This is a genomic window from Streptomyces sp. NPDC107546 (assembly GCF_055639175.1).
On record NZ_JBVKBA010000010.1, the window covers coordinates 250,014 to 264,002 of the forward strand.

Below are 13,989 nucleotides of genomic sequence, written 5' to 3' on the forward strand. Positions count from 1 at the left end.
GGGACCGATCGGGCCCCGGTCACCTTCACCTTTCTCCCGCCCATAGGAGCCGCACAATGACGTTACTCACCACATTCGCCAGACCAACAACCCGCACCGGACGACGAGCGGTCTCGACCGTCGCCGTCCTCCTGGCCGCACTGGCCACGAACCTGGTGCCCGCCGCCCCGTCACAGGCCGCCGACACCACCGTCGCCGTCGACTTCTCCGTCGCCGGGGGCGCCCCCACGTACCATGCCTCGGGCACCCTCTACGGGATGACCGAGGACGGCTCGCTGCCCCAGGACCACTTCTACAAGGACATCAAGTGGAAGTTGGAGCGGGCCGGCGGCGCCCAGCTGGACAGCCCGGGAGGCTGGGTCGCCGGCAAGTACGACCGCCGGTGGAACTCCACCCTGGCCCAGTACAAGCGCACCAAGGCGCTGGGCGGAACCTTCGTCATCCTGCCGCACGACCTGTGGGGCGCCGACGGCACCACCACCCCTACCTTCCCCGGTGACCACGGCGACTGGTCCAGCTTCGACGCCTTCTACGACCGCCTGCTCTCCGACGTGCGCGCAGCCGGCATGACCGACATCGAGTGGGACATCTGGAACGAGCCCGACTGCCCCGGGTTCTGGGGTTCCGGCATGCCCCAGTACCTGGAGATGTGGAAACGCGCCTACCAGAAGATCCGGGCCGCCATCCCCGGCGCCGTCGTGGTCGGCGCCAGCACCTGCGGCCACCCCACGGTGGACAACGGCTGGTGGACCACGTACCTCGACTACGTGAAGGCGAACAACGTCGAGCCGAACATCTACAGCTGGCACGACCTCCCCGGAGACCCGGTCGCCCACAGCAACTCCCTCAAGTCCCTGCTGACGGCGCGGTCGATGACGACGAGCCGCCCCTTCCAGGTCAACGAGTACGCCGCCAACACCGAGCAGAACCCCGGCCGCGGCGGCTGGTACATCTCCCGTCTGGAGCGCGCCGGAGCAGACGGCCTGCGCGCCAACTGGGCGTGGGGAGCCAACCTGCACGACTACGAGGCGAATCTGCTCACCAAGACCGGCAGTCAGTACCTGCCGCTGGGCGAGTGGTTTCTGTACCGGTACTACGGCTCCCAGACCGGCAACATCGTGAACCTCACGCCCGGCACGAACACCGACGGGGTGGCGACGAAGGACAACTCCGCGCGCAACGCGAAGATCCTGCTGGGCAGCAACGGCAACACCGGCAACGTCACCGTCAACCTCAACCGCCTCGACACCACGTCGGTGGTGGAGAACAGCCGGGTGCGCGCGATAGTCCAGCGCATACCGAACAACGGCGGCGGTGCGGTGACGGGTCCGGTGACGGTCTCCGACCAGGCCCTGACCGTGACCAACAACTCGGCTTCGGTGAGGGTGCCGTGGACGGACGCCGCGGACGGCTACACCGTCACGCTGCTGCCGCCGTCCAACACCACCGTCTCCACGGTCGCCGTGAGCGAGAACAGCGGCCAGTGCCTGGACGACACCAACCTCAGCACCGCCAACGGCACGCAGTACCAGCAGTACTACTGCGAGGGTGGCTACCAGCAGATGCTGGACTTCAAGCCGGTCGCCGGCCGGACGAACACCTACACCATCGTGAACGAGCTCAGCGGCAAGTGCCTGGACGTCTCCGGCGCCTCCACCGCCGATGACGCCGCCGTCATCCAGTACACCTGCAACGGCCAGACCAACCAGATGTTCACCCTCACCCCGGTCACCGCACTCGGCAACAGCCAGGACTACCAGCTCGTGGCCGTCCACAGCGGCAAGTGCGTCGACGTCAGCAACATCTCGACGTCGCCCGGAGCCCTGATCCACCAGTGGACCTGTGACCCGGCCAGCGCCCTCAGCACCAAGAAGAACCAGATCTGGCGACTGCAGGGCAAGGTCTGACGGCCGAGAGGTCCCGAACGTCCCCAAAGATGCGTGACCGTCTGACAGGCCCCCGGCGGCGTGCCGGGGGCCTGCAATCGGTCAGCAGAGCAGGCATGACAACGGCACAGTCGCCCTCGCCGTCGTACTGTCCCTGGTCTTCTTCCCACTGGGCCTGGCGAAGATCGTCGCGGTGCCGTTCATGCGCCAGGCGGGGAGCGCCTAGGTGTATTGAACCGGAACGTTGTTCACGCGGGTGATGGGCGGGTGGCCGCCGAGTGCCGTGTGGCAGCGGTGGTGGTTGTAGGTGTGGTGAAAGTCCGCCAAGGCTTCGGTGCGCTCGGCGTTGCTGGAGTACGGGCGTACGTACGCCCACTCGTCGAGCGTTCGCGCCGCAGCGCGCAGATTCGTCTGTCGACGTCGGCAGGGGTTCGGTGCGGTGTCGTCAGAGGGCGACTGGAGCGATCATGCAGCCCCACCTCGCCTTCAGCCCGCCAGCGCCGGACCCACTTGTAGGCCGTGGCGCGGGATTGCGGCCGCCGTTTCCGGCTATCCGCGTAGCGTGCCTTCCAGGTGGCCTGATGCCAGGACGTGCCCGGCGAACTGCGGCAGCAGGGCACCGAGGTCGTTCACCGCGGAGACATCAACCTCCATGTCGAATGCGTAGAGGTGGAAGTGGTAGTGGTGCGTGCCATGGCCGGGAAGCGGCCGGGGTCCTTGGTAGCCGCTACGGCCCCGGTGGTCGGGCAGGTAGGTGAACCGTCGGTTGTCCGCGGTGAGCTCGCCCTCGTCGATGCGGGGCGGATCGGGTGCGAAGAAGGCGGCCATGTGCCGTCCCGGCCTGGCGGTGGGGGTGTCGGTGTCTTCCATCACGAGAAGCATCTGTCGTGTGCCTGCGGGCGGCTCTTCCCAGGCCAGGGCCGGGCTGATGTTGGGGCCGAGGTCCATGGTCGCGTGACGCAGCGGGATCGTGGCGCCGTGGGTGAAGGCGGGTGAGGTGAGGTGGAGTGTTTCCATTTCGGGGGCGGCCAGTTCGGGGGCGTTGCGGATGCTGTGCGTGGTGCCCGCGCGCTTGCGGCGCAGCAGCAGGCCGAGCGGGTACAGGAGGATCGCGAGCAGTTTCATCGGGTGGTTCCTTCGGTTGCGGTGCCGGAGTCATTGTCCTGGGCCACGGTGATGGGGATGGTGCGGTCGAAGAGGGTGGCCAGAAGGGTGAGGGCTCCCAGGGCGAGAACGATCCAGCCCATGCGGTGGAAGCCGGCGTCGGTTACGTGGTCGCCGAAGCTGAGGGAGATCACGCTGGAAGAGAAGATCGCGCCGATGTAGCCGAAGGTGCGGAACAGCCCTGCGGCGACGCCGACTCCGTCGGCGGAGGTCTGGACGAACAAGGTGGTCTGGTTGGCGAAGTTGCACAGGCCGTTGGGGAAGCCGAGGACGCCGGTCGTCAGCAGACTCAGGGCCAGGGGGCTTCCCTCGTGCGCTGTGAGCATGAGCACTCCGCCCCCGACCAGCGCGAGGTTCCCGGTCAGCAGCGGCCAGCGCACCCAGCCGCGCGTGGAGACGAAGCGGGCCAGGATCATGCTGACCCCGGACATCGGCAGCATGATCATGCCGACCTGGAAGGACGAGTATCCGGCGCTGCCCTCCAGCCACTGGGTGATGGAGTACATCGAGGCATACATCCCCAGGCCCACCAGCATCTGGCGCACGTAGGTCCGGCGCAGCGCGGGATTGCGGGCGAGGGAACGGACGTCGATCAGCGGTGAGGCGGCGCGCCGTTCCCAGAGGATGAGCGCGGCGAGCGCAACGAGCGCGACGGCACCCAGTGGCCAGGCGGGGTGATCGAGGTCGTTGAGGAACTGGAGCAGGCACACCACGGACAGGGCGAACAGGGCGATCCCGACAGGGTCGACGGACGCGAGTGACTCGTTGACGCCGCCGGCTTTGGCGGGCGGGTCCTTCTCCACGTTCTTGGCGGCGAAGATCAGGGCGAAGGCGGCCAGGGGCACGTTGACGAGGAACAGGGCGCGCCAGCCGAAGGCGCTGGCCAGAACACCGCCGAGCGGCAGGCCGAGTACGGCGACGATCTGTGAGGCGATGGAGAAGTTGCCCAGCACGGTGCTGGGCACGCCGGTCTTCAGCTGCTCGGCCCGGCGGCGCACGAGCGCCATGGAGGCGGGGTAGCAGGCGGACGAGCCGATGCCGATCAGTGCGCGGGAGAGCAGCAGGACCTGGAAGCCGGGCGCGAGGGTGCCGATCGCGCCGCCGGCCAGGAGGATGGCCACGCCGGTGAGGAAGATCTTCCTGGGACCGAAGATCGCGGCGAGCTTGCCCATGGTGGGCTGCATGACCGCGCTGCACAGGTACAGCACGGATACCAGGGACGCGGCCGGGCCGGGACCCAGGTGGTAGTCGGCGGCTATCCCGGCGAGGCCGGTAGCGATCATGGAACTGTTCACTGGGTTCAACGTCGTGCCCAGCATCAGCGGGAACGTGAATCGCAGGCCGAAACCATCACTTACGGATGCTGCAGGTTTCGCGGACACATCGGGGCGCGAGAGGCGTTTGGGAGACATGGGGCCTCGTCGGTCAGCGGCGGATCCAGGGCTTGGCGGGGAGCGCACCGAGGAAACATCTTTCTTAGTACGAAACATCTTCCTTCGTTATACTAAGAAACTGTGAGTGCGAACGCAAACCCCGACGACCCGTCCGACGGCGACACCTCGGCCCTCGGCACCGAGCTACGGGTCGCGGTGGCCCGGATCTACAGCCGCTTCCGCTCCGAACGCGGCGAAGGCGAGATGGCCGAGGCGGCCGTCATCGTGCTCACCGCGCTCTTCAACCACGGCCCGCAGAGCCTGACCGAACTCAGCCGGCGCGCCCACGTGACGCCCAGCTCCATGAGTCAGACCGTCAACCGACTCGTCTCCGGCGGACACGCGACGCGGCAGAAGGACCCGGAGGACGGGCGCCGCGTCCTCTTCTGCCTCACCCCGCCCGGCGCCGAAATCGCACGCGGAGCATTGGCAGTGCGCCAGAACTGGCTGGAGGGACGGCTCGCCCAACTGTCCGGCGAGGAGCGGCTGACGCTCCTACAGGCTTCCCGAATCATGCGCCGACTCGCCGACTCCTGAGAAGCACTCGTTCCACCCGGACTCGCAAAGCCGCATCGGTGCACTGTCAACAACGTGGATGATCAATACACCTAGGTGTGTTATCGGGCCTCTACCGCGTCGGCGGCGTCCTGGAGACGGCCGGAGCCGCCGGACTACTGTTCGGACTTGCCTCCGCCCCGCTCGGGGTGGCCGCCGCGGCCGGGCTGGCGCTGCTGATGGCCGCGGCCGCAGCGGTCCATCTGCGCCACGGGGACCCCCGATCGCTGCGGCGAGGTCCTGAAAGGGCCTGTCCGAGTTGACCCCGCACCGGGCGACTTCAGGAGCCGCTCGGGCCGACGCCGGCGCTGTGGGCGTCACTGAGGTGGCATTCCACGTCCACGACACCCTCCACGGCGCGAACGAGACGTGCGGCGACGGAGATGAGAGAGGTGTCCCCCATCTGACCGCGGAGGGTGACGACTCCGTCTTTCACGTCCACGTGGATGGTGTGGGCGAGGGCCGGGAAGAGCGGGGCGACGACGGTGCGGCGGGTTTCTTCCTCGAGGTCCTCGTCCGACCGCAGGAAGACCTTCAGCAGGTCGGCGCGGCTGACGATCCCGCGCAGCGTGCCTTCGTCGTCCACGACGGGGAGTCGCTTGATGTGCTTCACGGCCATGATCCGGGCCGCCTGCGCCAAGGTGACGTCGGGATGCACGGTGATCGCAGGGGTGCTCATGAGGTCTCCGGCGGTCAGACCTCCGGCCTTGGCCGTGGCGGACAGGCGCTCTCGCTGCTCGGACAGGCTCGGGATACCGGCGCGGAACTCCTCCTTGGCCAGCAGGTCGGCTTCGGACACCACCCCGATGACGCGGCCGTCGCCCTCCAGGACCGGCAGGGCGCTGACCTTCCACTGCTCCATGGTCCTGACGATCTCCCCGAACGGCGCATCACGTCCGACAGCCACCACCGCCATGGTCATCACATCGCTCACGGTGTGCGGTGTCCCGCCCATGAAGACCTCCTCGCGCGACGACCTGGCCGGGCGCGGCAGGAAACGCGCAGCGCTTCGCCGGAAGACGCCGACGCGTCGCAGCCTTGCCCCTGTCCCTCCAGCGTCCCAAGGCGGCGGCCGGTCGGCATCCGGCCGAAGGTCCCCGTCGCAGGGCCGTTGCGCCTGTCGCGGGCCTCGCCGGACGGTGCGACGGTGGTGACAGGGGGTCCTCACAGTGAGCTGCGACGGAAGGCGGTGGGGACGATGGAGCTGCCCCTGGTTGTCGGCGCCGATGGTTCGGAATCCAGTCTTCAGGCGGTGGACTGGGCTGTGGACGAGGCGGCGCGCCACGGACTGTCGTTGCGGCTGCTGTATGCCTCCCTGTGGGAGCGCTACGAGGGCAGTCGGCCCTCCTTCAGCACCGAGCGTGCCTCCGAGGAGGTCATGGCGGAACACATCGCCGCGTCCTGCGCCGAGCGTGTCGAGCGCCGCAACCCTGAGGTCAAGGTGTCGGCCGAGGTGCTGCCCGACGAGGCCGCGCACGCGCTGGTCCAGGCGAGCCAGGAGGCGTTCGCCGTGGTGGTCGGATGCCGGGGGCGGGGTGAGATCGCCGGGATGCTGCTGGGCTCGGTCGGCCTGGCGGTGGCGGCGCGCGCCGTGAGTCCGGTCGTCGTGGTCCGTGGTCCCGAGGGGAACCGGGACGGCCGGCTCGGTCGGGTGGTGGTCGGTGTCGGGGACTCCCCCGGGAACGAGGCCGCCGTCGGATTCGCCTTCCGTGAGGCCCAAGCACGCGGCTGCGCCCTTCACGCCATCCGCGCCTGGCGCCGTCCGGCCCATGAACACCGGGACAGCCCCCTCATCGTCGACGCCGCAGGCGCCACGCACGAGGAAAGGGCCGCCATCGCCCTCACCGAGGCGCTGCGTGAGGCGGAACGAGAGAATCCCCGTGTTCAGGCGCACCGCCGCACGGTGCAGGGACCTGTGCACAAGGTGTTGCTGGACGCCGCGGCGGACGCGGACCTTCTGGTCGTCGGCGCGCAACGGCACCTCGGCCACCAGGGTCTTCAGCTCGGCCGGGTCGCCCATGCCGTGCTGCACCACGCGGACTGCCCGGTCGCCGTCGTTCCGCACAGTTCCTGAACAGAAAACTGGGCCGATCGGGGCTCGAGCGGGCTGCGGGGCCTACCGGCCCGGGCGTAGCACGCCACGGTGGCCACGAGGTGCACACCACTGATGCGAGGAGGTCGTGCCATGCGGACACCGCGTCTTCGGGGGCCACCGGCCTCCGTACCGGTCGGGCCGAAGGCGGCACGCCAGGGCACCGGACGGCCGGGACATCCCCCCACCTTCTCTCCAGGCCTCCCGTTCGCCGAAGCGCGCCAAGGGCCGATCGGCCCACTGAGCGGCGCACAGGGCCCACTCGGCTGTCCTTCCCTGGCGCGCCACTGCGAAGTCGCGCAACGTGGAGGTGAACGACGGCGTCCGGCGTGGCCGGCGAGAAGGCCGCGGAAGAGGTGAGACCTATGGGCACGGACACTTCCAGGGCTCGTGTGGTCGTCGGTGTCGACGGTTCGTCGTCGTCGCACGCGGCGCTGCGCTGGGCCGTGCGGTACGCCGGGCTGATCGGCGGCACCGTGGACGCGGTGACGGTGTGGGACATGCCCGGCGCGTACGGCTGGTCGGCGCTGGCCGTGGACGCCGACTTCGACGAGGCCGTCGCCCGGCAACGGCTCAGCCAGGAGTTGAGCGAGGTGCTGGGAGCCGAGGAGGCCGACTCGGTCAGAGCGCTTCTGGTTCGGGGGAACACCGTCGAGGTGCTTCTGCTGGCCGCCGAGGGCGCTGAGGCGTTGGTGGTGGGGAGCAGGGGGCGGGGCGGGTTCGCGCGGGCCTTGCTGGGGTCCGTCAGCCAGCACGTCGCTCAGCATGCGAAGTGCCCGGTTGTCATCGTGCGCCCGGAATCGCGATGAGGTGGTCCGGCCGGCCATGACAGGGCCCCGACGGCTCGGGGCTCGTGCGTGACGGCGGCCGCCGGCGGCCAGCGCGGTGTACGACGTGTGTTCACAGGCCTCATGGCTGTGGAAAGGGGGCTCGCGGCGAGGGCGAGCCGTCAGACGACGTCGAGCACCTCGGCCGCAGGTCGTCGCTGAGTCGGGGTGCCCACGGGGCCGTATCCCAGACGGATCACCATCTGTACGTGCCCCATGGCCGTGGTCGGGTCCCGCACCACCCATCGAAGTTCGGGCCATTCGAGGGGCTGGGAGGTCAGGGACGCGACGAGGCCGTCCAGGGTGGCCCGGAGCCAGACCTGCTCCAGCGCCTGGCCCTCCCGCAGCCAGTCCGGCGGCCGGTCCTGTGCCGTACCCAGACCCAGGTGCTTGACGTACGCGTCGGGTCCGGAGAAAGCGGCCACGGCCCGTCACCTTCTCTCGGGGGTCGCGCGGCCGGTCGTGGCCGAGCCGTGCGGTGACCGCTTGCCGGACGACAGGGGGGAGTCGTCGAACCGGTAGGTGAGCTGGTCGATCACCGTGACCACTCCGTCGGTCTGCCGGGTCATGGAGACGGCGATCTCCGTCTCGCTCTTGCGTTCCAACCGGCCGGTGAGGGTGACCACGCCTTCGACCACGAAGACGTCGATGGTCATGGGTGGCAGCCGCAGTGTGCGGACCAGGACTTCCTCGATCACTTCGTCGCGGATCTCGGCGTCGGGCCGCAGGAAGACCTGGAGCAGGTCGCGACGGGTGACGATGCCGACGAGCCGGTCCTCCTCGTCCAGTACGGGCAGCCGCTCCACTTGGCGGTGCGCCATGGTCCGCGCGGCTTCGGCGATGGTCTCCTCGGCATGAACGGTGACGGGCGGGGCGGTCATGAACTGACCGGCGGTGAAGGCCCTGGACTTGGCGGCCTGCCGATGCGCCCTGGGCGTGAGGAACCGGAAGCGACGCCTGGTGCCGTCCCTGTCGAAGGCTTCCGACTGCCTGGTCACCAGGTCCGTTTCGGAGATGACGCCGATGACCTTGTCGTCGTCGTCCACGACGGGCAGTCCACTGATCCGGGCGTCCGCGAGGAGCCGCGCGACTTCCTTGAACGGAGTGCGGTATTCGGCGCGGACGACATCCGTGGTCATCACGGAGCCGACCTTGTTGTGCTTCATGGCGCCCTCCTCCAGCCTTTCGACATTTCGAGCATCCACGGCTTTGCCGGCGATCACATGGGCTGACCGGGGTGGAACGCGGGCCGGTCGGCCCTGAAATCGAGTCGGGTTCGACGGTCAGCCCTGGAGGAGGCGGAGCACGAGGAGGCGGTACGACGCCGGACCACCCCTTTCTCGCGGGCTCGGCGCGTGCCTTTCCGGAGAGCAGGACACCGCTCGCAGGGCCGGCCGGCCCATGGGCCGCGCCCGGCGGTCAACTGGTCTTGTGGCCCCACTGGGGCCCGACCAGGGCCCACTCCCTGTCCCACTGCTCGATGCGGCCAAGGCGGGCTCGCACCTGGTGGACGGCGATCAGCCGGCGTCGGATTCGTCGGCAGCGGTGAGGCGGACGCCGGTGATCAGGTCGGGGCGGATGCGTACCGCGTGGTCCACGGTCTGGTTCACCCAGGGGGTGAGCAGTGTCCGGTAGCGGGCCGGTTCTTCGGACTCGGTCACCAGGTGGGCGTAGCCGGTGACCACGACGCTCCAGCCGAGGTGCGTGTCGGGGTCGATGGCGTCGGCTTCGTATGCCACGACGATGCCCGGGCCGTGGCGACTGGCCCGTCAAGCCCAACCCGCCGTTCGTCCCCGGCCCCCAGCGGCAGGTCGCGCAGCGACGCCCGTGCGCAGCCGATCGACGGCCGCCCGACTGGGGCCCGGCGTCGGAACAGGCAATGACGACTCGGCTCACGACAATCCGCCTCCCCGGCACACGGGCTGACCGGCCCTCACGCTCCTACGGTGCCGCCGCCGCGGCACCGATGCAGGGGCCGAATGGGCCTGACGCAGTCTTCGCGGCCCATTTCCGCCGGGTGACCGCAGGAAGATGCTGGCAGTACCGAGCAGACCGAAGCGCAGGAGGTGCGCACCATGCTTTCGCCCGTCATCGCCGGAGTCGACGGATCGTCCGAGAGTCTCGCCGCTGCGGAGTGGGCCGCGCGTGAGGCGGTGCGTCGTCACCGACCGCTGCGTCTGGTGCACGCCTGGAACTGGCACCCGCGTCAGACGGACGGTGAGCCCGCGAACGCCGCGCAGCGGCACCTGGCGAGTCGTGTCCTGAAGCAGGCGGAGGAGCGTGTCCGCGGCGCCGTACCCGGCGTGCGCCTCACCGACGAGCAGGTGGAGGGCCCGGCGACCGCGGCCCTGCTGAAGGCCGCTGAGCAGGCCGAACTGGTGGTGCTCGGCTCGCGCGGGCTCAGCGGCTTCACCGGACTTCTGGTCGGCTCGGTCGCCCAAGGCGTGGTCGCCGAGGCCCCGCGTCCCGTGGTTCTGGTTCGGAGGGGTGAGGTGGCCGACGACGAGCACGTCCCGGCCGACGACGGCAGCCCGTCCACTCGCACCGGATGCCGCGATGTGGTGCTCGGCATCGACCTCACCGATGCCTGCGACGAGGTGATCAAGTACGCCTTCGAGGCAGCCCGGCTGCGCCACGCCCGGCTGCGCGTCGTGTACGCCTGGCAGCCACCGTCCGCGATCAGTCTCGGTCCCGGCGACATCGGTCTGGTCGACGATCCCGCGAGGGCCGATGAGTGGCAGGAGTTCCTGTCCGCCGTGTTGACGATGTGGCGCGACAAGTACCGCGAGACCGAGGTCCTGGAGACGGTTGTGGAGGGCAAGGCATCCACCGCGTTGGTCCGCGCCGCCTCCACGGCGAGTCTCGTGGTCGTCGGCCGTCGCGTGTCGGAGCGGCCGACGCTTCCGCGCATCGGCCCCGTCACCCAGGCCGCCGTCCATCACGTCGGCTGCCCGCTGGCCGTCGTTCCCCACGACTGAGAGACCGGGGTGCGCGATGAGCGCACCGACGCAGTACGCGGCAGCTCCCCACACCATCTCGCCGGCCCAGCCTCAAGAATGCCCGACGGGACCAACCCCCTCGACGACACCCGAAGGCAGCGTGGACGCGGCTCACGAGTGGCGGGCCTACGGTGATCGTCGCATGGCTGGGCCCGGTGATGTCGGGCGTTACGTGGATCGGAGCTGCGGTTCAGTGTTCCTGGGCCGGCGTGGTACAGGCGAGAGCCGGGCAACATCCGGCAGCCACCCGACGGACGGGCGAGTCTCGGCGGTGACCGCGGATCCGCGTCCCTGCTGCTCTCCTGCATGAAGGTTTCAATGACCAGCGGTGCGGCGGGCGACCGCCGGCTTCGGATGTCCGGGCCGGTCGGCCCGGCGATGTGCACAGGGCGAGATCGACCAGGTCGTCGTGGCCGTCGCCGGGACTGTGGGCCGCGAGGGCTGTGCAGAGATCTTCCACGGGCAGATGGGCTCGGTGACCCTGGAGAAGGGCCGTCCGGCCCGTCGCCCTTTCGCCCGGAGGCGAGCGACGATGGATCTCGAGAGATCTGCCGCTGCGGGCTCGTGCCCCGGAGGACCTGCGAAGGTGAGGCAGAAAATGATGTTCTGGTACGGCCACGGCATGAACGGCTGGGGCTGGTTGGTGATGTCGGTCGGCACACTGCTGTTCTGGGCGCTGCTCATCACCCTCGGTGTCCTGCTCTTCCGGGCTCTGGCCCGCCCCACCCCTCCCGGCGCATGGCGCGGCACCTGGCAGAAGACGCCTCCGGGCGGTGGCCCCGAGCAGATCCTCGCCGAACGGTACGCACGCGGCGAGATCGACGACGAGGAATACCACCGCCGTCTGGCCACGCTCCGTGGATCACCCACAGACGCAGGCAGACCGTCAGCCTCGTAGCCTGCCGCCCCACCGTCTCCGGAACTCGAAGCCGGGGAAGCCGCCCGGCCCGCCCTCGGGCGGGCGGTCCGCAGACACGGCCGCTCGGCCACCGCGTTCCGGGCCGCATGCGGCGGCACATCGCACGTGGCAGGTAGGAGTACAGCATCACCATGGAGGACGGTGGGATCATGCAAGCTCAACTCGGCGATCAACTCGTCATCGAAAGTCCGACTACGGGCGCCACCCGGCGCGACGGCGAGATCGTCGGACTCCACCATGCGGATGGAACGCCTCCCTACGACGTGCGCTGGTCGGACACGCACGAGGTGACGCTGGTGTTCCCCGGGCCCGACGCACACGTCCGTCATTTTGAGCACGGACCCGCGAACACCGACGCGCCGTCCGGGTACGGCACTGCGGGGACGGATGTGGTGTCCGGCAGGCCCCTGCGGGAGACGGAACCCAACCCCGGTGACATCGGACGACGCGTGGCCGCCGAGCGCGAGCGACAGGGTCTGAGCCGCGACGAAACCGCCCGCCGCGCCGCGATGGCGCCGGACTACCTCGCATACCTCGAAGAACACCCGGCCGATCCGAGTCTGGCAACGCTCTTCCGTCTGGCCTCGGCACTGGAGACCAGCGTGGCAAACCTGCGCGGGGGCGATATCGATCTGCCGCCGGGCCAGGGCCACGCGCTCCTGCATCCCGAGCTTCGGGACCTCGACCCCGATGAGTGCCGCGTCCTGCTCTCCACCCACGGCGTGGGCCGCGTAGCGGTGACGACCCTTGATGGCCCGGCGGTCGTCCCCGTGAACTACGAGGTCATCGATGGTGCGATCGCCTACCGGACGGCAGCCGGCACCCTGCCTGCGGCGGCTGTGGGAACCGAGGTCGCCTTCGAGGTCGACCATGTGGACGAGGCCATGAGCCAGGGCTGGAGCGTGCTCGTCGTCGGGCCCGCGCGGGCCGTCACGGAGCCCGACGCCGTGCGGCGGCTTGCCGAGCCCGCCCACACCGAGCCATGGGCGGGCGGCGAACGTGAGATGTGGGTGTCGATCCAGCCCAAGCGGCTCACGGGCCGCCGCATCAGGCCGTCCGACCGGTAGAGGCCGCAGAACGCCGCCCAGGGCACCGCGGCGATTCGACGCTCCCGGGGTGCCGTCGTCGGCTTAGGCTCCGAAACCGGGGCAAGATCGGACGGCAGGTGCGATGGTCAGCCTGCCTGGGCCAGTTGAGGCACCTTCACGGAACGGGCCCGTAGGAGACGTGGATGCAGTGGTTGGTCTCGCTGGTCGGGGTCGGGCTGGTCATGGCTGCCCTGCGGGATCTGTTCCACACACTCTGGCACCCCACCCGCCACGGCGGCTTGAGCAGGCTTGTCATGACGCGGCTGTGGAGACTGGCCCGGCGCTTGCGGGCCCGCAGACGTGTGGTCGGCCTCGTCGGGCCGCTCGCCATGGTGACGGTGGTCGGACTCTGGGCCGTGGTCATCATCCTCGGCTGGGCGATCATCTACTTGCCCCACATGCCAGGGGCGTTCACGCTCACGCCAGGTTCCAGGGCGGCACAGCAGCCCGCACTGCTCGACTCCGTCTACCTGTCACTCGTCACCGTCGCCACCCTCGGGCTGGGTGACATCACGCCTGCCGCAGGATGGCTTCGCCTCATCTCGCCGTTGGAGGCTCTCGTCGGCTTCGTCCTTCTGACGGCCACCGTGTCCTGGGTGCTCGAGATCTACCCTGCGCTGACCCGCCGGAGGGTCTTGGCCATCCGGTTGGCGCTCCTGCGCGGCTCGAGTCCGACGGCCGAGCAGATCGACAGCGTTGCCGGGGCCTTTCTGCTGGACAGCCTGGCCACCGAGGTCGTAAGAGTCCGTGTCGACTTCACCCAGTACGCCGAGGCCTACTACTTCCACGACGGGGAGGATCACTCCTCCCTGGCAGCCGTCCTTGGCTATGCCGTTGCCCTTGCCCGGCGTGGGCAGGCAGCTCGGCGGCCGGATGTACGACTTGCCGGCAACCTGCTCGCCGGCGCGCTGGAAGACCTCGCCACCATCCTTGACGAGCGTTTTCTCCATACGGGCCGAACCTCGACGGAGGTGTTCGCGGCGTACGCCGCTGACCACGGCCGCAGCTCCGCGCAGTCCTGACCGC

Annotated in this window: 13 protein-coding genes and 4 pseudogenes; 9 read left to right on the plus strand and 8 right to left on the minus strand. The window is 69.5% G+C overall.

What is annotated here, in order from left to right; all coding sequences use genetic code 11:
* Positions 1–56 precede the first annotated feature (56 nt).
* Positions 57–1,907 (plus strand): RICIN domain-containing protein, encoded by a 1,851-nt coding sequence (locus tag ACZ7L1_RS17760; protein WP_471438132.1) that lies wholly within the window; start codon positions 57–59, stop codon positions 1,905–1,907.
* Between the two features lie 201 nt (positions 1,908–2,108).
* Here ACZ7L1_RS17760 and ACZ7L1_RS17765 read toward each other — a convergent pair.
* From ACZ7L1_RS17765 to ACZ7L1_RS17780, 4 genes and pseudogenes are all read right to left on the minus strand, one after another.
* Positions 2,109–2,306: pseudogene (locus ACZ7L1_RS17765) on the minus strand (integrase core domain-containing protein); the annotation flags it as partial.
* A 14-nt stretch (positions 2,307–2,320) separates the two neighbouring features.
* A pseudogene (locus ACZ7L1_RS17770) lies at positions 2,321–2,506 on the minus strand (helix-turn-helix domain-containing protein); the annotation flags it as partial.
* Positions 2,436–3,011 (minus strand): YbhB/YbcL family Raf kinase inhibitor-like protein, encoded by a 576-nt coding sequence (locus ACZ7L1_RS17775; protein WP_471438133.1) that lies wholly within the window; start codon positions 3,009–3,011, stop codon positions 2,436–2,438. The pseudogene ACZ7L1_RS17770 and the gene ACZ7L1_RS17775, both read right to left, overlap by 71 nt.
* A complete protein-coding gene (locus ACZ7L1_RS17780; protein WP_471438135.1) occupies positions 3,008–4,540 on the minus strand; it encodes an MFS transporter in 1,533 nt (510 codons plus the stop codon). The genes ACZ7L1_RS17775 and ACZ7L1_RS17780 overlap by 4 nt, the downstream gene beginning before the upstream one ends.
* A gap of 24 nt (positions 4,541–4,564) precedes the next feature.
* Here ACZ7L1_RS17780 and ACZ7L1_RS17785 point away from each other — a divergent pair, with 24 nt between their 5' ends.
* Both ACZ7L1_RS17785 and ACZ7L1_RS17790 read left to right on the plus strand, forming a co-directional pair.
* The gene (locus ACZ7L1_RS17785; protein WP_471438136.1) at positions 4,565–5,020 is read left to right on the plus strand and encodes a MarR family winged helix-turn-helix transcriptional regulator; all 456 of its coding nucleotides are present in this window, start codon (positions 4,565–4,567) and stop codon (positions 5,018–5,020) included.
* Positions 5,021–5,097: 77 nt separating this feature from the next.
* Positions 5,098–5,301, plus strand: coding sequence for a DoxX family protein (locus ACZ7L1_RS17790; RefSeq protein ID WP_471438138.1), 204 nt, complete (start codon positions 5,098–5,100; stop codon positions 5,299–5,301).
* Between the two features lie 17 nt (positions 5,302–5,318).
* On the opposite strand, the gene ACZ7L1_RS17795 is transcribed toward ACZ7L1_RS17790, so the two are convergent.
* Positions 5,319–5,993, minus strand: coding sequence for a CBS domain-containing protein (locus ACZ7L1_RS17795; protein WP_471438140.1), 675 nt, complete (start codon positions 5,991–5,993; stop codon positions 5,319–5,321).
* Between the two features lie 243 nt (positions 5,994–6,236).
* Here ACZ7L1_RS17795 and ACZ7L1_RS17800 point away from each other — a divergent pair, with 243 nt between their 5' ends.
* Together ACZ7L1_RS17800 and ACZ7L1_RS17805 are read left to right on the plus strand one after the other, a co-directional pair.
* Positions 6,237–7,112: a universal stress protein gene (locus tag ACZ7L1_RS17800; RefSeq protein WP_471438142.1), complete on the plus strand. Its 876-nt coding sequence runs from the start codon at positions 6,237–6,239 to the stop codon at positions 7,110–7,112.
* Positions 7,113–7,495: 383 nt separating this feature from the next.
* The gene (locus tag ACZ7L1_RS17805; RefSeq protein ID WP_471438144.1) at positions 7,496–7,939 is read left to right on the plus strand and encodes a universal stress protein; all 444 of its coding nucleotides are present in this window, start codon (positions 7,496–7,498) and stop codon (positions 7,937–7,939) included.
* A 140-nt stretch (positions 7,940–8,079) separates the two neighbouring features.
* Here ACZ7L1_RS17805 and ACZ7L1_RS17810 read toward each other — a convergent pair.
* From ACZ7L1_RS17810 to ACZ7L1_RS17820, 3 genes and pseudogenes are all read right to left on the minus strand, one after another.
* Positions 8,080–8,337: pseudogene (locus ACZ7L1_RS17810) on the minus strand (Acg family FMN-binding oxidoreductase); the annotation flags it as partial.
* A 51-nt stretch (positions 8,338–8,388) separates the two neighbouring features.
* Positions 8,389–9,123, minus strand: a complete 735-nt coding sequence (locus ACZ7L1_RS17815) for a CBS domain-containing protein (RefSeq protein ID WP_471438145.1) — start codon at positions 9,121–9,123, stop codon at positions 8,389–8,391.
* A gap of 351 nt (positions 9,124–9,474) precedes the next feature.
* A pseudogene (locus ACZ7L1_RS17820) lies at positions 9,475–9,711 on the minus strand (pyridoxamine 5'-phosphate oxidase family protein); the annotation flags it as partial.
* Between the two features lie 321 nt (positions 9,712–10,032).
* Here ACZ7L1_RS17820 and ACZ7L1_RS17825 point away from each other — a divergent pair.
* From ACZ7L1_RS17825 to ACZ7L1_RS17840, 4 genes are all read left to right on the plus strand, one after another.
* Complete coding sequence (locus ACZ7L1_RS17825) at positions 10,033–10,935, plus strand: universal stress protein (protein WP_471438146.1); 903 nt, start codon at positions 10,033–10,035, stop codon at positions 10,933–10,935.
* A gap of 619 nt (positions 10,936–11,554) precedes the next feature.
* Entirely contained in the window at positions 11,555–11,854 is a 300-nt protein-coding gene (locus tag ACZ7L1_RS17830; RefSeq protein WP_471438187.1) for an SHOCT domain-containing protein, read from the plus strand.
* 170 nt (positions 11,855–12,024) lie between these two features.
* Positions 12,025–12,942 (plus strand): DUF1918 domain-containing protein, encoded by a 918-nt coding sequence (locus ACZ7L1_RS17835; RefSeq protein WP_471438148.1) that lies wholly within the window; start codon positions 12,025–12,027, stop codon positions 12,940–12,942.
* Positions 12,943–13,106: 164 nt separating this feature from the next.
* On the plus strand, positions 13,107–13,985 hold the full coding sequence (locus tag ACZ7L1_RS17840) for a potassium channel family protein (RefSeq protein WP_471438149.1): 879 nt from the start codon (positions 13,107–13,109) through the stop codon (positions 13,983–13,985).
* Positions 13,986–13,989: the final 4 nt, after the last annotated feature.

Excerpts from the sequence above, each read along its gene's own strand:
- ACZ7L1_RS17760 (WP_471438132.1), top strand. The coding sequence starts at position 57 with ATGACGTTACTCACCACATTCGCCAGACCAACAACCCGCACCGGACGA.
- ACZ7L1_RS17775 (WP_471438133.1), bottom strand. The coding sequence starts at position 3,011 with ATGAAACTGCTCGCGATCCTCCTGTACCCGCTCGGCCTGCTGCTGCGC.
- ACZ7L1_RS17780 (WP_471438135.1), bottom strand. The coding sequence starts at position 4,540 with ATGTTTCGTACTAAGAAAGATGTTTCCTCGGTGCGCTCCCCGCCAAGC.
- ACZ7L1_RS17795 (WP_471438140.1), bottom strand. The coding sequence starts at position 5,993 with ATGGGCGGGACACCGCACACCGTGAGCGATGTGATGACCATGGCGGTG.
- ACZ7L1_RS17800 (WP_471438142.1), top strand. The coding sequence starts at position 6,237 with ATGGAGCTGCCCCTGGTTGTCGGCGCCGATGGTTCGGAATCCAGTCTT.
- ACZ7L1_RS17805 (WP_471438144.1), top strand. The coding sequence starts at position 7,496 with ATGGGCACGGACACTTCCAGGGCTCGTGTGGTCGTCGGTGTCGACGGT.
- ACZ7L1_RS17815 (WP_471438145.1), bottom strand. The coding sequence starts at position 9,123 with ATGAAGCACAACAAGGTCGGCTCCGTGATGACCACGGATGTCGTCCGC.
- ACZ7L1_RS17825 (WP_471438146.1), top strand. The coding sequence starts at position 10,033 with ATGCTTTCGCCCGTCATCGCCGGAGTCGACGGATCGTCCGAGAGTCTC.
- ACZ7L1_RS17830 (WP_471438187.1), top strand. The coding sequence starts at position 11,555 with ATGATGTTCTGGTACGGCCACGGCATGAACGGCTGGGGCTGGTTGGTG.
- ACZ7L1_RS17835 (WP_471438148.1), top strand. The coding sequence starts at position 12,025 with ATGCAAGCTCAACTCGGCGATCAACTCGTCATCGAAAGTCCGACTACG.
- ACZ7L1_RS17840 (WP_471438149.1), top strand. The coding sequence starts at position 13,107 with ATGCAGTGGTTGGTCTCGCTGGTCGGGGTCGGGCTGGTCATGGCTGCC.